Below are 21,715 nucleotides of genomic sequence, written 5' to 3' on the forward strand. Positions count from 1 at the left end.
GAGGGGAGTTCTCTTGTGTCAGGTGCACCCGACACAATGGGCGGGTGCGGCTGGTGATTCAGATCCCCTGTCTCGACGAGGCGGAGACGTTGGGTCAGACCCTGAGCGAGCTGCCGCGCCAGGTGGAGGGCTTCAGCGAGGTGCTGTGGCTGGTGATCGACGACGGCTCCACTGACGGCACGGTCGACGTGGCGTGGACGCACGGCGCGGACGCTGTGGTGAGCCTCACGCAGAACAAGGGGCTGGCGGTGGCATTCGCCAGCGGCCTCGATGCGGCGCTGCGCATGGGCGCCGATGTCGTCGTCAACACCGACGGCGACAATCAGTACAACGCAGGAGACATCAGCCGCCTCGTCTCCCCGATCGTGGCGGGCCGAGCCGACCTGGTGATCGGTTCGCGTGACATCCGCAATCATCCGGAGTTCTCGCCCCTGAAGAAGCGCCTGCAGCGACTCGGCTCGTGGACCGTGCGCCAAGCGTCAGGGACCGACGTCGCGGATGTCACCTCGGGCTTCCGTGCCTACAGCCGGGAAGCCGCATTGGCCGCCAACGTCGTCTCGCGTTTCACCTACACGCTCGAGACGGTGATCCAGGCGGGCAAGTCCGACCTCGCCATCACCGATGTCGATGTGCGCGTCAATCCCACCTCCCGCCCGTCACGGCTCTTCAAGTCCAAGCGGCAGTACGTGCGCAGAGCTGCAGGAACGATTGCCCGCGTTTACGCAATGCACGAGCCTCTGCGGGTCTTCGCGGTGCCGGCCGCGCTGTTCGCAGCAGTCGGTGTGTTTCTCTTCGGCCGCTTCGGCTGGTTCTGGGTGACCTCGGGCGGCTCGGGTCATGTGCAGTCGCTCATCATCGGCGCCGTCGCGTTGCTCGTGGCGATGCAGCTGGTGATGTTGGGCGTGCTCGCGGATCTGCTGCGCGCCAACCGCGTCATTGCCGAGCGGACGCTGCGACGCGTGCGGGCCATAGAACTCGATGTCGGCACGCTGAAGGAGCGAGCTGCTGAGACGCGGCGGGCTGCCGCGGAACAGCCGCAGCCGCTCGACGCAGATATCTAGGAGACGGGTCTAGCAGATCACCACCACCACGTCTCCGGCGCCGACGGTGTCGCCCGGCGCAACTTTGATCTCGGTGACCGTGCCTGACCGATCGGCGTTGATGCTGTTCTCCATCTTCATGGCTTCGAGCACCACCACGCCCTCGCCGGTCGAGACCTCTTGACCGACCTCCACGAGAATCTTCACGATCGTGCCCTGCATGGGGACCGTCACCTGGCCGGTGCCAGCGCCCCCGGATGCGGTGCTCTTCGAGCGCCTCGGCCGTGCGGCGGCCGACGCTGAGTTTGCAGCGGCGGCCAATTCGGGCACCCATGCGCTGACAGAGAACCGCTTGCCGTCGATCTCCACCACGACATCTCGGCGGACACGAGGCCCGGCTTCGCCGTCGACTGACGTATGGGGGGGCGCATCGGGCGCCGCGTCGGCTGCGCCGCTCACGCCGCTCAGATCGAGCCGCTCCTCGACCCATTTCGTGCTGTGGGTGCCTGCCTGGAAGTCCTCTGACGCCATGATCGCTGCGTGCGCAGAAGCCGTCGTCGCGACACCGCCGACCTGGAGCTCGCCGAGCGCGCGTTGCATGCGTGCGATCGCAGTCGGACGGTCCGAACCCCACACGACGAGCTTGCCGATGAGGTTGTCGTAGTACTGGCTCACACTGTCGCCCGCCTCGTACCCGCCGTCCCAGCGAATGCCGAAGCCGTCGGGTACCCGCAACGCGCTCACGGTCCCCGGCGAGGGGAGGAAGCGCCCGCCGGCGGGATCCTCGGCGTTGATGCGTGCCTCGATGGCGTGACCGACTGAGGTGATATCTGACTGGCTGAACGACAGCGGCTCGCCCGCTGCCACCCGGATCTGCTCGCGCACCAGGTCGATGCCGGTCACCAGCTCGGTGACCGGGTGCTCGACCTGCAGGCGGGTGTTCATCTCGAGGTAGAAGAACTCGCCGTCCTGGTAGAGAAACTCGACAGTGCCCGCATTCGTGTAATCGCACCCACGAGCCACAGCCACCGCTGCCTCGCCCATCGCAGTGCGGACATCGTCGTCGAGCAGCGGCGCAGGGCTTTCCTCCACCAGCTTCTGATGCCGACGTTGGGCGGAGCAGTCGCGCTCGCCCAGCCAGACGGCGTTGCCATGGTGATCGGCGATGACCTGCATCTCGATGTGACGAGGCCACGTGAGGTAACGCTCCATGTAGCACTCGCCTCGCCCGAAGAAGGCCTCGGCTTCTCGTTGCGCAGAAGACAGCGCTGCTTCGATCTCGCCGGGGCCGCCGACCACCTTCATGCCGCGGCCCCCGCCCCCGAAGGCCGCCTTGATGGCGATCGGATAGCCGTGAGCCTCGCCGAATGCTGCGACGTCGTCGGCTGACGTGATGACCTCGGTGGTGCCCGGAACGCCTGCGACGCCGGAGCGCTCGGCGGCGAGGCGCGCCGAGATCTTGTCGCCCATGACCTCGATGGCGTCCGGCGGCGGCCCGACGAAGGTCACCCTCCGCTCGGTGATGGCGCGAGCGAAGTCGGCGTTCTCGGAATAGAAGCCGTAGCCGGGATGCACTGCCTCAGCCCCGCTGCGCTCGATGACACCGAGAATGGCTTCGGTGTTGAGGTAGCTCTCAGCAGCGGTCTGCCCGCCGAGGGCGAATGCTTCGTCAGCGAGCCGCACGTGCATCGCATTGCGGTCGAGTTCGCTGTATACGGCGACCGTGCCGATGCCCAGCTCACGGCAGGCTCGGATGACCCGTACCGCTATCTCACCTCGGTTGGCAATGAGGAGCTTGCTGAACACGAATGAATTCCTGACTGTCTTGTGCCGACCGAGCCGGCTGCAGATGCCCGCCGACCCCACGCCGAGCGCGCCGATGCACCTGTGATCGGCAGCGGGCAAGTCTGTCGGCTGCCGTCGCAAGTGCCACCGTTACGCTCGCGGTGTGCTTGGATCGCGCGATTCCCAGTCCGCCGAATCAGCACACTTCACATCGGTCGATTGCACCAGGTTCACGAGCATCGAGTGGCACGACGAGATCGACTCGACGAACACCGAGTTGCTCGAACGGGCGCGGCGAGGTGCACCTGAGGGACTGGTCCTCATCGCTGACACCCAGACCGCGGGGCGCGGCAGGCGAGGGCGCCGCTGGACGGCCTTGCCAGGCACTTCGCTCATGATGTCAGTGCTCTTGCGGCCCCCCCCGGGTCCGCTGCCTCCGTCCCGTGCGGCATTGGTGACAATGGCGGTTGCGCTCGCCGCGATAGACGCATGCGAGCGGCACAGTGGCGTGCGACCGAGTCTCAAGTGGCCGAACGATCTGGTGATCGCCGCACCGGGATTCGGGGACCGCAAGCTGGCGGGCACCCTGGCGGAATCCATCAGCACAGAGGGAAAGCTGACAGCGCTCGTCGTCGGCATGGGACTCAACACCGGTTGGCCTGCCGTCCCCGATGAACTCGACGGCATCGCGACAAGCCTGAACCTGGAATCCGGGGCGCCTGTGGACAGGACGCTGCTGGCGCGCTTGGTGCTCGAAGGACTGGAACAGCGCTATGCGCGCTTGTGCCGCGCGGATCACGGCGCCGGCCCCGGCGACGACTCGGGGGCGGCATCCCTGCTGGCCGAGGCGCGTTGCTGCTCGGCCACACTCGGACGCCGCGTGCGCATCTCGTTTGGCCAGATGTCGAAGGGGGAAGCGCTGGAGGGGCTGGCCAGCGATCTTGACGCCGAAGGAAGGCTGCTGGTTCGTGACGATGTCGGCATCACTCATACGGTGTCGGTCGGGGACGTCGTCCACCTGCGCCCTGCTTCGTAATCGCCGGGCGATTTGCCGGCTGTCGTTCAAACCTGCCTGCGCCACCTGCGGGCGTGGGGTAGAACCTCGCTGCGGGCACCTGCCTGCCCGCATCGTGTACTCGGCGCAACCGTGCCGACCTCTGACAGATCGAGGATGCCGTGCCTCTGAGCATTTCCATTGAAGCTTTTGAAGTTGTCACCGACCGCGGTGACTCGCCGCCGACTGCCGCGGGCGACCGGCCGGTTCGCAGCGATGCACTCGAGACGCTGGGTGCTGCGTCGAACTATCTGGCGGCCAGCGGCTTCGACGGCTCTGCCGGCACGACCGCGTTGATGGCCGGCATAGCCGAGGCCTCCGACGACACGCTGCCGATCGCCGTCGGCCTCGGATCGGACGAACTCGCGTCGGCAGACCTCCGCACTGCGGCAGCAAACCTGTGGCGCTCGGCGTCGAAACTCGAATCGCTGACCTCGGCGCTGGCGGCGGCTGCGGCCGACGACCTCGGCGCCGACGTTGCGCTCAGCGCCGTCGTCGAAGGAATGCTGCTCGCGTCGTATCGCTTCGACGAGCACAAGGGCGAGCAGCCGCAGCCAGAGGCGATCGAGCGGATCGTGCTGTTGGCGCCCGACGGGACCGACGTTGAGGCTGCGCTGTCTCGCGCCGCCGCAGTGGCCGGCGGGATCGCTCTCACCCGCGATCTCGTCAACCAGCCGGCCGGTGCGCTCACGGCCACCGGCCTCGCCGACGCGGCGACAGCAGCGATCGAAGCTGCAATTGCCGACGGCGATCCTGCTGCGGGCACCGCCTCGGTCGAGGTATGGGACCGCGAGCGACTCCAAGCCGAGCGATGCGGCGGGATGCTCGGCGTCAATGCGGGTTCGACGGAGCCCCCGGCACTCGTTCGCATGCGCTGGCAGCCGACCGCCACGCCGCGTGCGACCGTCCATCTGGTCGGCAAGGGCATCACCTTCGACACCGGCGGGCTCAACCTCAAGACCTTCGAAGGCATGGAGTGGATGAAGGTGGACATGGGCGGCGCTGCCGCGGTCATCGGGGCGATGAGCGCCATCGTCCGGCTGGCGCCCGACGTCGCCGTCACCGGCATCTGCTGCTGCACCGACAATCAGCCCGGACCGACCGCCACCAAGCCCGGCGATGTGCTGTGCATCCGCAACGGCAAGACCGTCGAGGTGCTGAACACCGATGCCGAGGGGCGGCTTGTCCTCGCCGACGGTCTCTCGCTCGCCGTCGAAGAGGAGCCTGACCTGGTCGTGGATCTCGCGACGCTGACCGGCGCCTGCCTCGTTGCGCTGGGCGACAAGTACGCCGGACTCATGGGCAACGACCCGGCGGCAATCGAACGGGCCCAGGCTGCGGCACGCGCCGCTGGGGAGCTTCTTTGGCACCTGCCCTTGCCGCCCGAATACCGCGAGCAGCTCGACTCGCCGATCGCCGACCTGCGCAACATCGGCAAGAACCGCTACGGGGGCACGCTCCATGCCGGTTTGTTCCTGTCGGAGTTCGTCGGCGACACGCCGTGGGTGCACCTCGACATCGCCGGACCTGTGCGAGCCGATGCAGATGTCGGCGAGATGTCGAAGGGCGCCTCCGGGTTCGGCGTGCGAACGCTGGTCGAGCTCATCTGCGGTTGGCAATAGCCGTCATCGGATCCGTCTCGGGAGACAGGCAACTTCGCCGACCTCTATCGCTGCGCCTGCCGGAGGGAGTGTGGCCCGACACAGTGCTTCGCCCATGCCCAAGCGGTTGCCTCGTTGGCGGCCGACGGCGGCAGTCCCAGGATCACGAGTCGCTCCGCTGCCTCATGCAGGCCGTTGCCGAGCATCAGCATGCAGGTCGCCAGCAGCCTGATCTCCCCTACTGAGAAGTCGGCGTGCCCGTCCGTCCGGGTCCACAGGCCGACCTCATTTCGCAGTTCGCGGGGCATGCGCACATAGAGCTGGCGAGGCACGGGCGGCATCCGCCTGCGCACCAGCAACACCGCGTCGTCGTCGAAATACGCCAAGTCGAACATGCGGCACCGGTCGACGGTCCGCATGAACGTGCTCTGGCGGCCTCCACGGTGCTGCAGACCGAGCCGCCGCGCTGTGAATTCGAGATCGAGATGCAGGTCGTCGTCTGGCCCGAGCTCGTCGAATTCCCGTGCGAGCAGTCGCAGCAGCCACACTGCGCTCGGTCCGAGGACCGCAACCCAGAATCGCTCCACGTAGACCGAGCGTGGATCATGGCCGAGGCGGCGCAGCACCGGATCATCCCAAGGGCGCACTTGCAGGGCGCGAAGCCGCTCGTTCGGCCAGTCGTCGAGATCAGAGGCACTCAGTTGCCCAGTGGCGCCTTCGACAAGTCGCAGCGGGGCGGCTGCGCCGACGTTTGATGAAGTCACCGAGGTGTGTGTGGATGGCATCGGATCAACGGGCACGGAAGCTCCTTCTCGTTCTCTGGTGACCGGACAGGGCACCGGCGAAGTCGTTTGTATATCAAAAAATAATGAAAAAATACAAAAATTAATAAGAAGACTTGGCTAGATGGGACTGTGTGCCCGCCAAGCGTTGACCAGCGGTGGCGTCGAGAGCGTTCCACCGCACTGGGCGTCATCGGTCAGACTGGGCGACATGAGTCCTGAAAGCGTGAACACGTGGGCCGATTCGGGTTCCGAGATCGACGACGACGTGCGGACGGCGGCCGGTTGGATCGACGAGGCTCAAGCGATCACCGTGCTGACGGGTGCGGGGATCTCCACTGACTCCGGCATCCCGGATTTCCGTGGCCCCAACGGCGTGTGGACGAAGAACCCCGCTGCCGAGAAGCAGGCGACGCTGCAGAACTATCTGGCCGACCCCGAGGTGCGTGTGCTTGCCTGGCGGGCGCGGATGGACCATCGATCGTGGGGGGCGGAGCCGAATGACGGGCACTTGGCCCTGGTGCAACTCGAGCGTCGGCGCAAGCTGGTGTCGCTGCTGACCCAGAACGTGGACGGGCTGCATCACGACGCCGGATCCGACCCCTCCAAGATCGTGGAGGTGCACGGCACCATCCGCGAGGTGGCATGCCTGGAGTGCGATTACCGGGACGACATGGGCGTGGTGCTCGACCGTGTGCGGCTCGGCGAGGACGACCCGCCGTGCCCCCTCTGCGGCGGGGTTCTCAAGAGCGCCACCATCAGCTTCGGCCAGCAGCTCGTGGCGCGCGACCTGATGCGGGCTCAGGTCGCTGCGGAGAACTGCGATCTGATGCTGGCTGTGGGCACGACGCTGGCCGTGTATCCGATAGCGGCGGTGGTTCCCGCAGCGAAGTCGGCCGGCGCACGCGTCGTGATCGTCAACGCGGGGCCCACAGAGATGGATCACCTGGCGGACATGACGCTGCGCCGGTCGATCTCCGAGGTGCTGCCGCAGATCTGCGGAGGCACTGCCCGCCTCGCATGACCGGTGACCAAATCCTGACCAGATAGGTAGGATTTAGGGCCTGAGCCTGATCGGTTGATCAGGCCGCACCGGACGCGACGCCAAGCGACGAACAGGGAGGCCCGCATGCCCTCGTTCCGCGAACTGCTGACTGCAACGAAGCGCGAGATCACCGAGGTCGATACGGCGACCGCAGCCGAGTGGATTGCCGATCGCTCGCTGGTCGTGCTCGACGTGCGCGAGCCCGACGAGTACGAGCAGGGCGCACTCGCAGACGCGATCCACATCCCGCGCGGGCACCTCGAGGCCCAGATCGAGAACCGTGTGCCGGACCACGACGCGGAGATCATCATCTACTGCGCCGGCGGCGTCCGTTCGGCCTTCGCTGCCAAGACGCTCGCCGAACTGGGCTATCCCAACTCCGTCTCGATGGACGGCGGCTTCGGCCGCTGGAAGGACGAGGGCCGCCCGTGGTCCATGCCGGCATCGCTCAGCCCCGAGCAGCGCAACCGCTACCAGCGCCATCTGCTGCTGCCCGAGGTGGGTGAGACCGGGCAGCTCAAGCTGGGAGAGGCCAAGGTGCTCATGCTGGGCGCCGGAGGGCTCGGCTCGCCGGCGGCGCTGTACTTGGCGGCCGCGGGGGTCGGCACCATCGGCATCATCGACATGGACGTGGTGGACGAGTCCAACCTGCAGCGCCAGATTCTCCACAACGTCGACCGGGTGGGCGACCGCAAGGTCGACTCGGCCAAGAAGACGCTCACCTCGCTGAACCCGGACATCAACGTGGTGACCTACGACACCAGGCTCGGCGCGGACAACGTGCTGGACATCCTGTCGGGATGGGATGTCGTCGTGGACGGCGCCGACAACTTCCCGAGCCGCTACCTGCTCAATGACGCGTCGGTGAAGCTGGGCATCCCGGTCGTGCACGGCTCGATCTTCCGCTTCGAAGGGCAGGTCACCGTCTTCGATCCGCGGAACGGCCCGACCTACCGCGACTACCTGCCCGAGCCCCCGCCCGCGGAGCTGGCGCCGTCGTGTGCGGAGGCCGGTGTGCTGGGCGTGCTCCCGGGAATCGTCGGGTCCATTCAGGCGCTTGAGGCGATCAAGCTGATTCTGGGCATCGGCGATTCGCTGTCGGGCCGCATCATCGCGTTCGACTCGCTGGAGATGTCCTTTCGCGAGTTCCGGCTGCGGCCCGATCCCGCCAATGAAGTGACCTACGACAACCGCGAGCGGATCAGAGTCGCCGAACTCGACGGACTCTGCAGCCCCACCCTGCACTAGCCCCACCTGACCCGCAGACTGAGTCCTCGGCCCGAGCGGCCGGTGAGTCCGTATCGAGTCAGAGTCGGGAACGAGGGCGAGCCACAGCGCCCTGACGACAGAGGGGCTGGAGGCCACAGGTACGCTGCCCACTCATGGCGCAGAAGCGCTTCGTCGTGATCGGCGGTGGCCCGGCGGGTCACTCAGCAGCCACCTATGCCGCGCGTTACGGCGCGGAAGTGACGCTCATCGAGCGTGACATCGTCGGCGGCTCCGCCCATCTGCGCGACTGCGTGCCCTCCAAGACCATGATCGCCACGGGTTCGGCGCTCAGTTTCGCCGGGCATCTCGACGACTTGGGCCTGGCCAACGTCTCCACCTCCGTCGACACCCCGCATCTGCGACAGCGCATCGGCGACATCGAGGACCGGCTGGCGGATGTCGCCCGGCAGATGCTGGTCAGCCAAGGAGTGCAGATCCTCAAGGGCTCAGGCCGGCTGCTCGGGCCGAACGAGGTCTGCGCCGATACAGCCGACGGCGCGGTCGAACTGTCCGCCGACGTGATCGTGCTCTCCACCGGCAGTCGGCCCCGCACCCCGGACTGGGCGCCGATCGACGGGGAGCGCGTTCTCACGACCCGCGACGCGTATCCGCCGACGGAGCTGCCGGCACATCTGGTCGTCGTGGGCTCTGGCGTGACCGGCGTCGAGTTCGTGCACATGTTCACGTCGCTGGGCTCGAAGGTCACCTTGATCGTCAGCCGTCAGCAGGTGCTCCCGCACAAGGACCCCGAGGCCGCTGCGGTGCTGGAGCAGACGTTCAGCGATCTCGGCGTCGACATGCTCAAGGGAGCACGTGCGACGAGCATCATGCGCCATGGAGACGAAGTCGAGGTGGTCTGCAGCGACGGCCGGACGGTGCGGGCATCGCACGCCCTGCTCGCCATCGGCTCGATTCCCAACAGCGACGGGCTGGGACTTTCCAACACCGACGTGAAGGTGGACGCCGACGGGTTCGTCGAGGTGGACCACAACCTGCGCTCGTCGGCGCCGAGCATCTACGCGGCCGGCGACCTGTCGGGCAAGCTGCCGCTCTCGTCGGTGGCCGCGATGCAAGGGCGCAAGATCGTCGAGCATGCGATGGGACTGCACGAGGGCCGCCCGCATCGCCATCTCGACTACGACAAGGCGGCATCGGCCATCTTCACCGAGCCGGAGATCGCAGATGTCGGACTCGCCGAGGCCGAGGCGTTTGCGACGGGGCGAAAGATCCGCGTCACCAAAGTGCCCTTCGGCGCCAATGCCAAGGCCCTGATCGAGGAGAACCCTCGCGGCTTCGTGAAGATCGTCTCCGATCCGCTCACCGGCCAGGTGCTGGGCGGGTCGATCGTGGGTCGCCACGCCGCCGAGCTGATCTCGGTGGTGGCTCTGGCAGTCAGCGCGAACCTGCGCGTGCAGGACATCGCCGAGAGCTTGTTCGTGTATCCGTCTCTGAGCGAGGCTCTCTCCGAGGCAGCTGAGTGAGCCGCCGCAGCTGGCGGACCCGCCTCATGCTGATCTTGCTGTCCGGCATGACTCTGGTCGGTGCCGCAACGACCAGCCTGTTCGCCTATGTCGGGCTGCAACTCGGGCGGGTGGAGCGTGTCGAAGTGGCTGACTCGCTGACTTCTGCTCCCCAACAGCCGGTGACAGCCGTTGACGTGCTGGTGGATCGGCCGGCCATTTCGTCGGCGCAAACTGACGGTTCGACAGGCGGAGGCGAAGCGAGCAGCGGCGAGGCACCCCCGGCAGGTGACGACGGCGCCCACATGGGTGGATCCGGCCCGGCGACGGAGGAACGCGACCGAGCGGAACCGTCCGCTGAGAGGCCGGTGCTGCCGGGGGGACCGGCGGGGGAGAACTACCTGCTGGTCGGCACCGACAGCGCCCTGGGTCTCGCACCCGACGACCCGCTGCGCGAGGGCCATTGGGACACCAGTCAGCTTGCGGACGTCATCATGGTCGTCCGGCTGCGCGACGACGGCACGGCGGCCATGATGTCGATCCCGCGCGACCTCGCCGTCGAGATCGCCGGCATGGGCGATATCGCCGGTACCGGTGAGTTCGCCAAGATCAACAGTGCCTACAACCGCGACCCGACCACCGCGGCGCGAGCGGCCCGATTGATCGACACGATCGAGGAAAACCTCGACATCACGCTGCAGCACTATGTGGAGGTGGACTTCCAGGCGTTCTTGCGGCTCGTCGATGCGGTCGGGGGTGTGGAGATGACGTTCGGTCGTCCGCTGCGGGACCAGCCGAAGGAGGATGCGGAGAACCCGATGCAGAGCTGGACCGGTTTCGTCGCCGAAGCTGGCACGCACCTCTTGGACGGCAGGCAGGCGTTGGCGTATGTCCGCAGCCGATTCCTGGAGGAGCAAGCTCCCGACGGAACTTGGCGTCCGCATGGCGCCCTCAATGATCTCGCCCGCAACGACCGCCAGCGCGACTTCTTGCGACTCGCTGCGCGGCAGGTCGCACCTGGACTGCTCGCGAGTCCGAGGAGGCTGCTGACCATGCTCGACGTCGCTGCGGATCATCTCTCCGCATCGGACACGCTCAACATCGTCAATGACGGACGCCGTCTCGCCGCAGACTTCGCCGGGATGGACTTCGAGCGCGACCTCGAGGAATACGAGCTGCGGGTGCAGGACGATCAGGATCCGGTGCCGTGGTCGCTGGCCCTCGCTCCGGACCCGCACAACCAGCGCGTGCTGGACGTGTTCCGGGGCATCGGCTGGGACGACATCGTCGAGTCGCGCGTCCGGGTCCAGGTCACCGGCACGCAGCGGCACCAGATCGCGGCGGAGCTGCGCAGGCTCGGCTTCGTTGCAGAAGCAGTCGGCGCCCTGCCCCCAGGACAGGAACAGTCGCCGGCGGGCACGATCATCTACCTGTCGCCCGAAGGCCGGCTTTCGGCGGGACTGCTCGCCAGCCACTTGGTGCCTGTGCCAGACTTCGCCGGCCATGACGACCTCGACCCGGCCACAGTGATCCTGCACGTCGGCCCCCAGACGCCCCGCGTAGACGCGGGCTATCGCAGAGTCGACGTCCCGCCTGCGGACCAGTTCGGCCGATGAGCAGCGCCACTGCTCAGCAGCGGATCCTCGTCGTCGGCGCCGGCTACGTCGGCTTGACCACTGCAGCCTGCTTCGCTCACCTCGGCCACGACGTCATCTGCGCCGACATCGACCGGGCCAAGGTGGCGTCGCTGTCTGCCGGCATCGTGCCGATTCGCGAGGCGGACCTGGATCGGCTGGTGGGCGAGGGCATCGCGCAGCGGCGCTTGCGGTTCGTGATCTCGGTCGCAGCAGTTGCGGCGAGCTGCGACTTCGTGTTCCTGTGCGTCCCGACACCGCTGCGCGCCGATGGCGAAACCGAGTTGAGCTATCTGATGTCAGCGATCGAGGCGCTGGCAGCGAACCTGCGGCCGGGCGCTGTGGTGGTCACGAAGTCCACGGTGCCGGTCGGCACAGCGCCCAAGATCGGTGCGGCGCTCGGGCGCACCGATGTGGGGTTGGCGTCGAACCCGGAATTCCTGAGGGAAGGCTCGGCGGTGGCCGATTTCTTGGCGCCGGATCGGATCGTCGTCGGCGCCGACGACCGCTCGGTCGCGGAGCGGGTCGCAGCGCTGTACGGGCGCATCGAAGCGCCGCTGATCCTGTGCGATCCCAACTCGGCGGAGACGGTCAAGTACGCAGCCAATGCGTTCCTGGCGGCCAAGGTCTCGTTCGTGAACGCGCTGGCAGCGGTGTGCGAAGCCGTCGACGCAGATGTCGACGTCGTGCTCGAAGGGGTGGGCACCGATCATCGCATCGGCTCGGCGTACCTGCTGCCTGGTCCCGGCTGGGGCGGCTCGTGTCTGCCCAAGGACACACGGGCGCTGGTGGGAGTCGCGAGTGGCGCCGGCTACGTCTTCGACCTGCTCGAAGGCGTCATCGCAGTGAACGAGCAGCAACTTGACCGTGTGGTCGCCAAGATCGCTCGCGTCGTCGATCGGGCTGGCATCGAGGGGAACGCAGTCGGCGACAGCGAGCCGAATCTGGACGGCATCACCGCGGCCGTGCTGGGACTGACTTTCAAGGCCGGCACCGATGATCTGCGCGGCTCGCCCGCGATCAGGGTGGCAGAGCGACTCCTTGAAGCCGGCGCACGCCTTCGTGCGTACGACCCCGCACTGAGCAGCAATCTCGGCAAGCGTCCAGATCCGGAGGCCCATCTGCCTGAGGGACTCGCGCTCAGCGGTTCCGCGCTCGAGGCCATGCGGGAGGCCGATGTGGCTGTCGTGCTCACGGAGTGGCCCGAATTCAGATCTGTCGACTGGAACCAGGCGGCCGACGAAATGGCGACAGCCCGCATCGTCGACGCCCGCAACTTGCTCGACTCCGCCAAGCTGCGCGCGTCCGGATTCGTTTATGAGGGGCTCGGCCGGCGGTAACGCCGGTAGCTTGTCGGCCCGTATGGCGAGATCAGCCGCAGCCAAGAAGGTTGCCAAAGCTGCGAGCGCGGGCGGAGGCGGCCGGGGTTTCCGGACCCGGCGAAACCTCTTGTTTCCCACAGCGATGCTGCTCGTCGTCGCCTTGGGGGTCGTGCTGATCTTGGTGGCGCGGAACGAGCGGGCCGCGAACGCACCGGCCGGTCCGCCGCGGATTGGCGATCACTGGCACTCGCTCTACGCGATCTACGACTGCGACGACTTCATCCTGGACATGTATCCCAATGATGTCGACGACTCAACAGGCATCCATACGCACGGCGACCGCTTGATTCACATCCATCCGTTCGTCTCAACGGTCACCGGTCAGTTCGCCACGGTCGGGGCGTTCATGCGCGAGATCGAGTTCGAGTTCGACGACTCGAGGATCGAGCTGCCGAATGGCACTGTTCTTGACGAGTCCGGAGAGGGGTGTGCATCGCCGGATCCCGACAGCGATGATCCTGATGTTGCCGAGCCGGCAGCAGAGCTTCGAGTCTTGCGATGGGAGACGCTGCAGGCCGAGAAGGCGCTGGCTTTCACCGAAGACCTGCAGGATGTGCGCTTCCTGGGTGACGGGCAGATCTTCGTGTTCGCCTTCGTCCATCCGAGCGTCGACAACGCCGACATCCCGCGACCCGACGACGACTTCTTGCGTGTCTATCTGAACCTCCCACCCGAGGACCAGCCCCTGATCGACGATCAGCGTCCTGAAGAAGGGCCGACCCTGGGGGAAGAGGGTCCTGAAATGCCGGTCACGGGCGACGTCCCGGAGACTTCCGAGCCATCGGAGGGCGAGCCTGAGACCGGCGACACTGGCGACGAGACTGACTCGGGTGCCTGAGGGCCGACCCGGGGCATCTCCACCATGAAAGCGATCCTGTTGCTGGGCGGCTTCGGCACCCGGCTGCGACCACTCACCAACGACACTCCGAAGCAGATGCTGCCGGTGTGCGGGCGTCCGATGATCGAGTGGGTCTGCGATCATCTCGCACGTCACGGCGTCTCGGGGGTCGTGCTGTCGTTGGGCTACCGGGCCGAGGCGTTCACCGCGGCGTACCCATGTGGGCGCATCGGACAGCTCTCCTATGAGATAGCGGTCGAGCCTGAGCCCCGCGGCACCGCAGGAGCAGTGCGATTTGCCGCGGAGGCCGGCGCCGTCACGGGGACCTTTCTGGTGCTCAACGGCGACGTGCTCACCGATCTCGATGTGAGAGTCCTCACGAGCGTGCATGAGACCTCGGGTGCCGAAGCAACCATCGCGCTGCAGTCGGTCGACGATCCGACGCCGTATGGCCTAGTGGTGACCGATCAGTCCGGGCGGGTGCTGTCGTTCTCGGAAAAGCCTGAGTCCCCTTCGGCCTCCGCGGCGGTGCCGGAAGGCGGGCGACCGACCGTCAACGCTGGGACCTACGTGCTCACCTCACGCGTGCTGGATCGCATCGCGCCCGGCAGGCCCGTTTCGATCGAGCGGGAGATCTTCCCCCAAGTCGTCGCGGATGGGGCGCTGGCGGCGTTGGTCTCGGACGCCTACTGGCTCGACACCGGCACCCCGCAGCAGTACTTGGCGGCCAATCTCGACATCCTCGAAGGTCGGCGGCCGAACGCGAGGGTGGTGGACGGCAGCGCGGCGCGCTCTGCGGTGATCCATCCCGATGCGCGCATCGGGATGGCGGTGATCGGCCGCGAGTGCGAGGTCGGTCCCGATGCCGTCGTGCAGCGATCGGTTCTCGCAGACGGCTGCCGCATCGAAGCGGACGCCGTCGTCGTGGACTCGGTGCTCGGCCCGGGTGCCGTCGTCGGCGCCGCAGCGGTGCTCACCGGGTACTCGGTCATCGGCGCCGGGGAACTGGTGCCGCCGGGCGCCCGTCTGCACGGAGTGCGCCAACCGGCCGCTTGAGACCTACCTGAAAAGATCTTCCGCGGGATCGCGGATGATCTCGGAGCGCACCGAGGCCCGCCGCAGCCAGCCCGGATCGACGCCGCGCACGACGGCGACTGGGACGCCTCGGGCCTTGCCGCAGACCAAGTCGGCCGCCGAAGCGATCTCGTCGGCGACGCATACCTCGGTGACCAGCAGTTCGCGGCCGAGCGCGTCCTCGGTGCCCTTGAGATCGACGACGGCTGCAATGCCGGCACAGCCGATGGCCACATCGGTGACGCCGCGACGCCAAGGCCGGCCGAACGTATCGGAGATGATCACCCCGACAGTGCGACCCGACAGCGCCCTGATGCGGTCGCGAATCTTGTTCGCAGAACGGTCGCTGTCGTCGGGCAGCAGTGCTGCGTAACCCCGTTCGACGTTGGACAGGTCGATTCCCGCATTGGCGCAGATGAACCCGTGCTTGGTCTCGCTGATGATGAGATCGCCGCGGCGCCGCAGGATCCGCACCGACTCACGTTCGACGAGGGGCTTGTGCGACAGCGGGTCGTCAGGGTCGATCCGGCACATGGCGCCCTCGGCCTTGGACACGATCTTCTGCGTCACCACCAGCACATCGCCATCGCGCAATCCGGTCGGAGGTCCGTTCGATGAGGCCTCGCAGGCGCTCCAGATGACGGCGCCCAGATCGTCGCCTCGGGCGATCTCGCCGATGCCTTCGAGGGGCAGCAACTCGATGGTCACGCAATTCTCATTTCTCTCAGAAGCTGCGCCAATGGGCACAGTCGCGGCCCGAGCAGCCCGTGAGCGACAGCGAACAAGAGCAGGAGACAACCGGCGCGGCAGCGAGAGGGTTCATTTCCTGGCGCGCCCGCTCATGGCGTGGAGCGTCGTGCGGGCCAATGCGACGGCCTGCTCCGGGATGCTCATGATCGTGTCGGTGACCACCGGTGACATCCCGGCGTCGAGCACTGCTGGGGCCAAGTCACGATCTGCGTTGTCCATCACCAACGTCCCGGCGAATTCGGCATAGAGACGGGCTACGCCGACGACACTGGGTTCGTGGCCCAGCTCACGCATCATCGCTCCGGCAGGTCCCTTGACGGATGCGCCGCCGACGATGGGCGAGACCGCGACGACACTGCGGCGCCGCTGCGCCAGGATGTCGCGGACTCCCGGCACGTCCACCACGGGGCCGATCGACACGAACGGATTTGACGGCGCCACCACCACGACGGCGGAGTGTTCCAGCGACTCGACAACGCCGGGCGCCGGACGGGCCGTTTCTATGCCTGCGAAACGGACGGAACGAATCGAGATGCCGTGCTGTTGAGCCACGAAATAGTCTTGGAAGTCGATCTCTGCGGCGTCGGCAGGCTCGGCGGGCGTGATGCGAGTCCGGATCGGGTCGTCGCTGACCGGCAGCAGTGTCAGTTCGAGGCCGAAACTGGCGGCGATCTCGCTGGTCACCTGCGAGAGCGATGCACCCTCGCTGCGGCGCTGTGTGCGGTAGAGGTGCAGCGCGAGGTCCAAGTCGCCGAGTTGGAACCAGTCCTGGCCGCCGAGGCGGCCGAGTTCGGTCAGCACGCGCCATGATTCGCCGGCGCGGCCCCAGCCCGTCTCGGGGTTGATCTGCTCCGCCAAGGTGTAGGTCACCGTGTCGAGGTCAGGGCTGATGCTCAGTCCGTGCAGCGTGAAGTCGTCGCCTACATTGACGATGGCCGTCACATCGGCGGGCTGGTGCATGCGCACGAGTCCGCGGAGGAATCGAGACGCTCCGACGCCTCCGGCCAGCACGGCGATTGATGCGCCGCTGGCGACGGCCGTTGTCCGGTTTTTCTCCGACACCGGCGCGACGCTACTGACGCATGCTCAGGCTGCAGGGCGGCAGTCAGGATCCGGCGCCGGCGAACTCCGGGCGAAAGACGCCATGACGGTGGCCGAGCTGGGGCTGTCCGAAGGCCGGCTCGCTGCGACAGTCGCCCCGATCGCATCTGAGGGCGTCGCGTAGCTGGGAGGGCTCCACACCTCATAACCGCTGCCGTCGGCGCGTACCTGCACCTCATGCAGAACGGTGTTCTGCAGTCCCGAGACGGTCACGGGAGAGTTGACGCCCCGAATCGTGACCCAGTCCCCGCCGACCGGCCGGTATCTGATGCGGTAGGCGGACGGACCGGTGCTGCCGACAGCGGCCGGTGCCTTCCAGCGGATCTCCAATGCGCCGTTGAACGGCAGCACTGCCACGTCACGTGGCACTCCGGCTGCGTCCGTGCGGGGGTCGCATTCCCGGTTGAGGCCCCTCAGCGCATCGGTTGCTGCCGCCGCTGCGGTATCGGACACGGCCGCCGGCCCGCCGAAGATCGTGAGTCCGACGGTGCCCGCATCGGGAACCGAGCCGGCCAGGAATCCGCGCGTCGCATCGGGCAGGGCTGGCCCGGACAGCAGCATCGGCGCCCGGCGCAGGCCCAGCAATGCGCCGCCGACCAGTGCGTCGGGGAACTTCCGGCCGTCGGCGAGTCCGAACTCGTCCGACCCGAAGCAGCGATCAGCGAGCGCTCTGGCGACCTCCGCAGCAGTCTCGAAGCGATCCTGCCCCCACAGCCGCTGGACTCTGACATCAAGAGCAGAAAGCTCAGCCTCGACCGAGTCCGCGACCGCCGCCGGTCCGCCCGCAATCAACACCTGTTCGATGGCGTAGTCGCCGACGAATTCCCCGACAGCAGCGTGCAACTCGTCGGGTGTGGTGAGCAGAACCGGATGCGGACCCGAGAAGGCGAGCGGCGACAGCGCCAGTGCGTCAGCGAACTCCTCCCCGGTCGCCAGCAGGGCGGTGCGTCGACCGTCGCCGCAGAAGCTGCCGATCTGGTCGGCGTCGATCTCGCGGGCGATGGCGACCACGGTCCGGTAGCGGTCGGCACCCTCCAGCCGCTCAAGCTTGCCGCTGATCAAGCCCGCCAGCATGTTCTCTGCCTCGACAGAGACAGAGTCGGCATCACCGACGATGATGATGTCGTCGATCCGGTGCATCTCGATGAAGCTGCGGGTCGCGGGGTGCAGTGCATCTGGCGGTGACAGCAGGATCGGTGCGTTGTGCACCTGTGCCAGCGGGGTGGCTGCCAGTGCGTCGGCGAAGGTCTCTCCTGAGGCCACGATGGCCGTGTCGATCGGTCCGACGGCAGATGCGTATATCTCTGCTACCGCCGCTGCCGTCTCGTAGCGGTCGGCACCCCACAGCCGGTCCACGTCGACACTCGATGCTGCGTCGGCTGCGTGTGCGATGCCGACGACCGCAGTACTGGCCAGCAGCATGGCAGTCGCCGCGCGTCGCAGGCGAATCCATCCGCGGAGGCTGAGTCGATGTCTCATTCGCGGCACCGTACCGGGATCCGTCGGCGACGCGAGTGAGACCAGCTTCGTCTCAGGGCTGATGTCACAGCGTCGGGGATGACCCGTACCCTGACCGTTGCCTCGCGCGCCTGCGGGGAGATCGGAGAACCGGAGCCGACCCGTGCCGACGGCCCTCATCACCGGAATCACCGGCCAGGACGGCCAGTACCTGGCCGAGCACTTGCACGGCGAGGGATACCGGGTCGTCGGGCTCATCACCGGTCAGCACAATCCGCGTTCGGAGACAGTGGCCGCCGATCTGCCCTATGTCGAACTCGTGCCGGGCGACCTTGCCGATCTCGCGTCCCTCATCGCGGCGCTCGAATACACCCAGCCCGACGAGGTGTACAACCTCGGCGCGATCAGCTTCGTGGCGCTGTCGTTCAAGCAGCCCGAGCTGACCGCCAACATCACCGGTCTGGGGGTGCTGCGCCTGCTCGAGGCGATCCGGCTGGTGGGCGGCGTGGACAACCCGATCCGCTTCTACCAGGCCTCCTCCAGCGAGATGTTCGGCAAGGTGCGCGAGACGCCTCAGAACGAGCTGACGCCGCTGCACCCGCGGAGTCCGTACGGCTCGGCGAAGGTGTTCGGCCACCACACCACGGTGAACTACCGCGAGAGCTACGGGCTGTTCGCCTGCAGCGGCATCCTGTTCAACCACGAGTCGCCGCGGCGCGGGCTAGAGTTCGTGACGCGCAAGGTCACCAACGCCGTGGCGCGCATCAAGCTTGGCTTGCAGGAGGAGGTGGCACTCGGGAACCTCGATGCCAAGCGCGACTGGGGTTTCGCCGGTGACTACGTGCGTGCCATGCATCTGATGCTCCGCCAGCCCGAGCCTGACGACTATGTCATCGCGACCGGCACGACCCACGCAGTGCGCGACTTCGTGCAGCTTGCATTCGCTGCTGCAGGCATCGATGACTGGGAGCGCCATGTGCGGATCGATCCGAGGTTCTTCCGGCCTGCCGAGGTCGACCTGCTTGTGGGCGATGCGTCCAAGGCTGCGCGTGTGCTGGGGTGGGCGCCCCGGATGTCGTTCGAGGATCTGGTGATGGCCATGGTCACGAACGACATCAAGATCGAGCGGCGCAAGCTGCAGTGACGACTCCGAAGCGAGCATCCTGTCCGTTTGACAGCAGGCTGAGCCGTCGCGGGCGGGCGTCAGTCGGCGTGATATCCGACGGTCGCCGCCTGCGGGCAGGTACCACTACAGGGGTGCAGGAACTCCCCGACAGGCTGCGTCGCGCCGTGGCCGTGGCCGTGGCGTGTGCGGTGGCGTGTGCGGTGGCGGCAGGATCGCTGGCGTTTGCAGCGTCGCCCGCAGGCGCTCAGCAGGCGGAGCTGGCGCCAAGCGTCATCATCGTGGAGGGCCGCGGATTCGGGCACGGAAACGGTCTCAGCCAGTGGGGTGCGCTGGGCTACGCGGTGGACCATCGCTGGACCAGCGACCAGATCGTCCAGCACTACTACGGCAACACGGTCCGCTTGGACGTGTCCGATCCCGACATCTGGGTGCATCTCGCACGCAACGACCGCAACGATCTGCTCGTCACCTCAGCGTCAGCGTTCGCCGTGGCCGGACACCAGTTCGACGGCGGCGAGGTCGTGCGGATAGGCGTCAGCTCGGGCAGTTTCTGGGTGCGTTCGAACAGTGGCTGTGGGCGCCGGGGCGACTTGGTGTCCGATGGGCTCGAAGCTTCGAGTCGTCGCGGCGACCGCTACGTCGAAGCGGTCCCGTCGGCCGACGACTACTCCGTGGACGATCAGTCCCAGTTCTTGGTCATGATTCTCTGTGACGGCCTCGACACAGCGGTGGAATCGTCGCGGATCGCCTACCGGGGCAGCCTCGGCGTGTTGGACCAGAACGGCCCGTACTCGTTCAACCGGGTCCCGCTGGAGCAGTACCTGCGTGGCGTCGTGCCCCGCGAGAGCAGGCCGGCGTGGGGAGCTTTGGGTGATGGGCGCGGCATCGCAGCTCTTGAGGCGCAGGCCATTGCGGCTCGGTCGTACGTGCTGTCGCTCGCCGCGTCACGAGAAAAGCTGGGGAGGTTCACCGACACCTGCGACAACGCGAGATGCCAGGTGTATGACGGTGCCGCACGAGACGGGCAGGCGCTCGATCACGGCATCCAGTACATCCACACCAACACGGCGATCCTTTCCACTGCGGGACATATACGCGTCCATGACGACGGATCTATCGCGTTCACCGAGTTTCACGCTTCGAGCGGCGGTTGGACGGTTGGACTCGACGAGGGTTCCCGATTCCCCGGCGTCCAGGATCTCGGCGACTCGACTGTCGGCAATTCCAACCATGCATGGGAATTCCGTATCAGCAGATCGGACATCGAGGCGGCCTATCCGAGCATCGGCAGCTTGGTCTGCATCGAAGTCACGCACCGCAACGGCAACGGAGCGTGGGGCGGGCGGACCCGCGGCATGCGCATCGTGGGAACCGACGGCGTCGAGGATTTCGAAGGGCACTCCGGTGTGGTCGGCGGGCAATGGAACCGGTGGGCACGCGATCCTTTCCGCAAGCAGTTCTCCCTCAGGTCTGACTGGTACCGCTTCCCCCAGTTCCCCGACGGCCAGCCCTGCGAGCGTCCCGCATCCGTGATCGGGGATCCCTCGACGGTGACAGCCCGCCCTGGTCTCTGGGTGCTGAAGTCTGACGGCACTGTCATCGCTGACGGCGCCGCGGAGCACCTGGGCGACGGAACGCTGCCGTCGACATCCGACAGGTTCGCGGCGATGGCGGCCCATCCGGATGGGGACGGTTACTGGCTTGCGACCTCCGGCGGCGATGTCCAGTCCTTCGGCAGCGCCGCATATCACGGCAACGCGGTCGGCGCCGGGGGTCCCGGATCTGTCGTTGCGATGGCGGCCCATCCGGATGGGGACGGTTACTGGCTTGCAACCGGTCAGGGCGACGTATTCGCCTTCGGCAAGGCGGGGCACTGGGGCGCGATCGCGCACCTCCGGCTGGCAGCCGAAGTCGTCGACATCGAGTCCTCTCCGACCGGCGACGGCTACTGGCTGGCGCTGGACGACGGACGCGTCTTGGCATTCGGCGACGCGCGGGATCTCGGCTGCGGGCCGCTGCTTCGCACCGGCACGGCAGGCATCGGTCTTGCCGTCGGACCCGATGGCGGGGGCTACTGGATCGCCGGCGCTGACACGGCCGTGCATGCCATCGGCGCGGCAGATCATCTTGGCGATCGCGCCTCCCGCCAGAATCGCCTGCGAACGGTCGCGATCGCCGCGACTGCCACCGGAGACGGCTACTGGCTGGTGTGGAGCGACGGCACCAGCTTCAACTACGGGGACGCGCCTGACTACCGCACCTCCCGTGCCGGACCCGGCGTTGTCGCTGCTTCCTCGGTGAGGTAGGGAACCTGCC

17 protein-coding genes are annotated in these 21,715 nt (G+C 67.1%); 12 read left to right on the forward strand and 5 right to left on the reverse strand.

Annotation, left to right across the window (positions count from 1 at the left end):
- Positions 1-53: 53 nt before the first annotated feature.
- Entirely contained in the window at positions 54-1,061 is a 1,008-nt protein-coding gene (locus ACOGXQ_RS16755) for a glycosyltransferase family 2 protein (protein ID WP_419944743.1), read from the forward strand.
- A gap of 9 nt (positions 1,062-1,070) precedes the next feature.
- Here ACOGXQ_RS16755 and ACOGXQ_RS16760 read toward each other — a convergent pair whose 3' ends face one another.
- Positions 1,071-2,846 carry an acetyl/propionyl/methylcrotonyl-CoA carboxylase subunit alpha gene (locus ACOGXQ_RS16760; protein ID WP_419944744.1) on the reverse strand — a complete coding sequence of 592 codons (1,776 nt, stop codon included), beginning with the start codon at positions 2,844-2,846 and terminating at the stop codon, positions 1,071-1,073.
- A 142-nt stretch (positions 2,847-2,988) separates the two neighbouring features.
- On the opposite strand from ACOGXQ_RS16760, the gene ACOGXQ_RS16765 reads away from it, so the two are divergent.
- Positions 2,989-3,861, forward strand: coding sequence for a biotin--[acetyl-CoA-carboxylase] ligase (locus tag ACOGXQ_RS16765; protein ID WP_419944745.1), 873 nt, complete (start codon positions 2,989-2,991; stop codon positions 3,859-3,861).
- Between the two features lie 140 nt (positions 3,862-4,001).
- A complete protein-coding gene (locus ACOGXQ_RS16770; RefSeq protein ID WP_419944746.1) occupies positions 4,002-5,501 on the forward strand; it encodes a leucyl aminopeptidase in 1,500 nt (499 codons plus the stop codon).
- 44 nt (positions 5,502-5,545) lie between these two features.
- On the opposite strand, the gene ACOGXQ_RS16775 is transcribed toward ACOGXQ_RS16770, so the two are convergent.
- On the reverse strand, positions 5,546-6,280 hold the full coding sequence (locus tag ACOGXQ_RS16775) for a hypothetical protein (RefSeq protein ID WP_419944747.1): 735 nt from the start codon (positions 6,278-6,280) through the stop codon (positions 5,546-5,548).
- A 193-nt stretch (positions 6,281-6,473) separates the two neighbouring features.
- On the opposite strand from ACOGXQ_RS16775, the gene ACOGXQ_RS16780 reads away from it, so the two are divergent.
- The 7 genes from ACOGXQ_RS16780 to ACOGXQ_RS16810 all read left to right on the forward strand — a co-directional run bounded on the left by ACOGXQ_RS16780 (position 6,474) and on the right by ACOGXQ_RS16810 (position 14,946).
- Positions 6,474-7,286: an SIR2 family NAD-dependent protein deacylase gene (locus tag ACOGXQ_RS16780; protein ID WP_419944748.1), complete on the forward strand. Its 813-nt coding sequence runs from the start codon at positions 6,474-6,476 to the stop codon at positions 7,284-7,286.
- 105 nt (positions 7,287-7,391) lie between these two features.
- A complete protein-coding gene (moeB, locus tag ACOGXQ_RS16785) occupies positions 7,392-8,555 on the forward strand; it encodes a molybdopterin-synthase adenylyltransferase MoeB (RefSeq protein ID WP_419944749.1) in 1,164 nt (387 codons plus the stop codon).
- A 134-nt stretch (positions 8,556-8,689) separates the two neighbouring features.
- Positions 8,690-10,057 (forward strand): dihydrolipoyl dehydrogenase family protein, encoded by a 1,368-nt coding sequence (locus tag ACOGXQ_RS16790; RefSeq protein WP_419944750.1) that lies wholly within the window; start codon positions 8,690-8,692, stop codon positions 10,055-10,057.
- Positions 10,058-10,083: 26 nt separating this feature from the next.
- On the forward strand, positions 10,084-11,652 hold the full coding sequence (locus tag ACOGXQ_RS16795; RefSeq protein ID WP_419944751.1) for an LCP family protein: 1,569 nt from the start codon (positions 10,084-10,086) through the stop codon (positions 11,650-11,652).
- Positions 11,649-13,010, forward strand: coding sequence for a UDP-glucose dehydrogenase family protein (locus tag ACOGXQ_RS16800; RefSeq protein ID WP_419944752.1), 1,362 nt, complete (start codon positions 11,649-11,651; stop codon positions 13,008-13,010). The genes ACOGXQ_RS16795 and ACOGXQ_RS16800 overlap by 4 nt, the downstream gene beginning before the upstream one ends.
- Positions 13,011-13,032: 22 nt before the next feature.
- On the forward strand, positions 13,033-13,890 hold the full coding sequence (locus ACOGXQ_RS16805) for a hypothetical protein (protein ID WP_419944753.1): 858 nt from the start codon (positions 13,033-13,035) through the stop codon (positions 13,888-13,890).
- A 24-nt stretch (positions 13,891-13,914) separates the two neighbouring features.
- Positions 13,915-14,946, forward strand: coding sequence for a sugar phosphate nucleotidyltransferase (locus ACOGXQ_RS16810; RefSeq protein ID WP_419944754.1), 1,032 nt, complete (start codon positions 13,915-13,917; stop codon positions 14,944-14,946).
- 3 nt (positions 14,947-14,949) lie between these two features.
- Here ACOGXQ_RS16810 and cofE read toward each other — a convergent pair whose 3' ends face one another.
- The 3 genes from cofE to ACOGXQ_RS16825 form a co-directional block, all read right to left on the reverse strand.
- Positions 14,950-15,672, reverse strand: a complete 723-nt coding sequence (gene cofE / locus ACOGXQ_RS16815) for a coenzyme F420-0:L-glutamate ligase (RefSeq protein WP_419944755.1) — start codon at positions 15,670-15,672, stop codon at positions 14,950-14,952.
- A gap of 111 nt (positions 15,673-15,783) precedes the next feature.
- Positions 15,784-16,776, reverse strand: a complete 993-nt coding sequence (cofD, locus tag ACOGXQ_RS16820) for a 2-phospho-L-lactate transferase (RefSeq protein ID WP_419944756.1) — start codon at positions 16,774-16,776, stop codon at positions 15,784-15,786.
- Positions 16,777-16,800: 24 nt separating this feature from the next.
- Positions 16,801-18,294, reverse strand: coding sequence for a cell wall-binding repeat-containing protein (locus tag ACOGXQ_RS16825; RefSeq protein ID WP_419944757.1), 1,494 nt, complete (start codon positions 18,292-18,294; stop codon positions 16,801-16,803).
- A 142-nt stretch (positions 18,295-18,436) separates the two neighbouring features.
- Here ACOGXQ_RS16825 and ACOGXQ_RS16830 point away from each other — a divergent pair, with 142 nt between their 5' ends.
- Both ACOGXQ_RS16830 and ACOGXQ_RS16835 read left to right on the forward strand, forming a co-directional pair.
- Positions 18,437-19,417 carry a GDP-mannose 4,6-dehydratase gene (locus tag ACOGXQ_RS16830; RefSeq protein ID WP_419944758.1) on the forward strand — a complete coding sequence of 327 codons (981 nt, stop codon included), beginning with the start codon at positions 18,437-18,439 and terminating at the stop codon, positions 19,415-19,417.
- 113 nt (positions 19,418-19,530) lie between these two features.
- Positions 19,531-21,705 (forward strand): SpoIID/LytB domain-containing protein, encoded by a 2,175-nt coding sequence (locus tag ACOGXQ_RS16835; protein ID WP_419944759.1) that lies wholly within the window; start codon positions 19,531-19,533, stop codon positions 21,703-21,705.
- Positions 21,706-21,715: the final 10 nt, after the last annotated feature.

It is taken from the genome of Candidatus Poriferisodalis sp. (assembly GCF_965208485.1).
GTDB lineage: Bacteria > Actinomycetota > Acidimicrobiia > Acidimicrobiales > Poriferisodalaceae > Poriferisodalis.

Coding starts and splice junctions, on each gene's coding strand:
- ACOGXQ_RS16780 (WP_419944748.1), top strand. CDS start 6,474: ATGAGTCCTGAAAGCGTGAACACGTGGGCCGATTCGGGTTCCGAGATC.
- moeB (WP_419944749.1), top strand. CDS start 7,392: ATGCCCTCGTTCCGCGAACTGCTGACTGCAACGAAGCGCGAGATCACC.
- ACOGXQ_RS16790 (WP_419944750.1), top strand. CDS start 8,690: ATGGCGCAGAAGCGCTTCGTCGTGATCGGCGGTGGCCCGGCGGGTCAC.
- ACOGXQ_RS16795 (WP_419944751.1), top strand. CDS start 10,084: ATGCTGATCTTGCTGTCCGGCATGACTCTGGTCGGTGCCGCAACGACC.
- ACOGXQ_RS16800 (WP_419944752.1), top strand. CDS start 11,649: ATGAGCAGCGCCACTGCTCAGCAGCGGATCCTCGTCGTCGGCGCCGGC.
- ACOGXQ_RS16805 (WP_419944753.1), top strand. CDS start 13,033: ATGGCGAGATCAGCCGCAGCCAAGAAGGTTGCCAAAGCTGCGAGCGCG.
- ACOGXQ_RS16810 (WP_419944754.1), top strand. CDS start 13,915: ATGAAAGCGATCCTGTTGCTGGGCGGCTTCGGCACCCGGCTGCGACCA.
- ACOGXQ_RS16825 (WP_419944757.1), bottom strand. CDS start 18,294: ATGAGACATCGACTCAGCCTCCGCGGATGGATTCGCCTGCGACGCGCG.